This is a genomic window from Roseateles sp. P5_B10, assembly GCF_056400485.1.
The window spans coordinates 1-1524 of the sequence record NZ_JBFULE010001061.1 but is presented as its reverse complement, the minus strand read 5'-3'; the positions used below and the strand labels follow the sequence as shown (position 1 = coordinate 1524).

General features: G+C 63.0%; 3 protein-coding genes. All 3 read left to right on the top strand.

From position 1 onward, the window contains the following. The first annotated feature begins 15 nt into the window (after positions 1 to 15). Genes AC1DU6_RS30795 through AC1DU6_RS30785 form a run of 3 tightly spaced genes read left to right on the top strand, consistent with a single transcriptional unit; the run spans position 16 to position 1453 of the window. Complete coding sequence (locus AC1DU6_RS30795) at positions 16 to 411, top strand: prepilin-type N-terminal cleavage/methylation domain-containing protein (protein WP_457325702.1); 396 nt, start codon at positions 16 to 18, stop codon at positions 409 to 411. Continuing rightward, positions 408 to 848, top strand: a complete 441-nt coding sequence (locus AC1DU6_RS30790; protein ID WP_457325701.1) for a PulJ/GspJ family protein — start codon at positions 408 to 410, stop codon at positions 846 to 848. The genes AC1DU6_RS30795 and AC1DU6_RS30790 overlap by 4 nt, the downstream gene beginning before the upstream one ends. Positions 849 to 865: 17 nt before the next feature. Continuing rightward, positions 866 to 1453, top strand: a complete 588-nt coding sequence (locus AC1DU6_RS30785) for a type II secretion system protein (RefSeq protein WP_457325700.1) — start codon at positions 866 to 868, stop codon at positions 1451 to 1453. Positions 1454 to 1524: the final 71 nt, after the last annotated feature.

Below are 1524 nucleotides of genomic sequence, written 5' to 3'. Positions count from 1 at the left end.
TAACTGAACACTGGTATGCGGTTTGGCCGGACGGCGAGCTCGGCGGGCTTCACGTTGCTGGAATTGCTGGTGGTGCTGACGTTGGTCGCGCTCACCACGGCGGTTGTTCTGCCGGCAACGATGCGCTGGCTGGATTCCGCCAATGAGCGCGGCTGGCGCGAAGATTTCGTCGCTTTACTCAGCGCATTGCCCACCCAGGCCTTCGCCTCGGGTCGCAGCCTGGAGCTCGATGCGGACCAACTCCGGGCACTGGCTCCAGAACTACCGGCTGATATCGAGTTGCGCATCGATAAGCCGCTGCGCTACGGCGTCAATGGCGCTGCCGTGGGAGGGCGTATCGAGTTGCGCCGGGGAGATCGCACGGTGCAGCAGTGGCGGATTGAGCCGATCAGTGGTCGCGTGATCGAATGAAGTCCGCTCGCCGCCTGCATGCCTCGGGCTTCGGGCTCCTTGAGGCCATCGTGGCGATGACCATATTCGCTGCAGTTGGAACGGCGCTCTATGCCTGGCTGGGTAGCAATCTGCGCGCGGTCAGTGGCCTAAACGACGCGAGGGCGAGGGCCGAATTGACTCTGCAAGCGCTGGAGTTGATCGACTCGGTCAATCCCGCCACCGAGCGCACGGGTCACAAGCGCTGGGATCAGCTGGAACTGACCTGGAGCAGCACGGAAATATCGCCCCTGCGTTATTCGCTGTCACGTGGTGATGCCTCGCGCTGGCGGGTCGGCTTGTACCGCATGCAGGTACAGGTCCGAGATGTGCTGAGCGGCATGCAAGCAGACTTTGAAGTGACGCACACAGGCCAACTGTCTCCCGAATCCTTGCCCGTCGATCGGGGCACGCCGTGAGCCTGACTCGGCAGCCTATGCGCGGCTTCACACTGCTGGAGACCCTGGTCACCCTGGTGATCGTTGCGATGGTGGCGGGGCTGATTTCCGAGGGGCTCTTTCAGCTCACCCGCATCGAGCGCAGCCTACAGGGGGCGAATGCCGGYGTTCGCTTGGCGGCCTTGCATCGAGAATGGCTAGTGCAGACCCTGCGCGGCATGGTGGGTGCGGGTTCGCCCGTCGAGGCGCAGTTCGCCGGCAGCGCGACGCAGATCAAGGGCATGAGCACGCTGGCACCAGTGAACTACTCATCGGGACCGACACCAGTCGTGTTGACGCTTGAATCGAAGGAGTCCGATACCGAGCTCTGGTTGACTCAGCGCGAGATCGGTTTGCCGGAGCAGCGTGTCCAGTTGGCTGCTTGGCCGTTCAAGGGCCTTCATTGGGTCTACGAAGACGATGGGGGCGTCAGCTACCAAGACTGGCCCCCCGAGAGCACGTTGATTGAACAGGCGCTGCCCCGGCTCATTCGACTCGAGCAGGGTCAAGGTGGCCGTGTGTTGCTGGTGGCATCCCCGCAGAACGGCTACTTGCGCTGGCTGCGGCGCGATTGGAACAGCCTGTGACGATGCAGCGTGCCGGGCGCCAACGGCAAGGTGGCTATGTTTTGATGTTGGTGATGGCATCGCTGGTGCTC

Excerpts from the sequence above, each read along its gene's own strand:
- AC1DU6_RS30795 (WP_457325702.1), top strand. The coding sequence starts at position 16 with ATGCGGTTTGGCCGGACGGCGAGCTCGGCGGGCTTCACGTTGCTGGAA.
- AC1DU6_RS30790 (WP_457325701.1), top strand. The coding sequence starts at position 408 with ATGAAGTCCGCTCGCCGCCTGCATGCCTCGGGCTTCGGGCTCCTTGAG.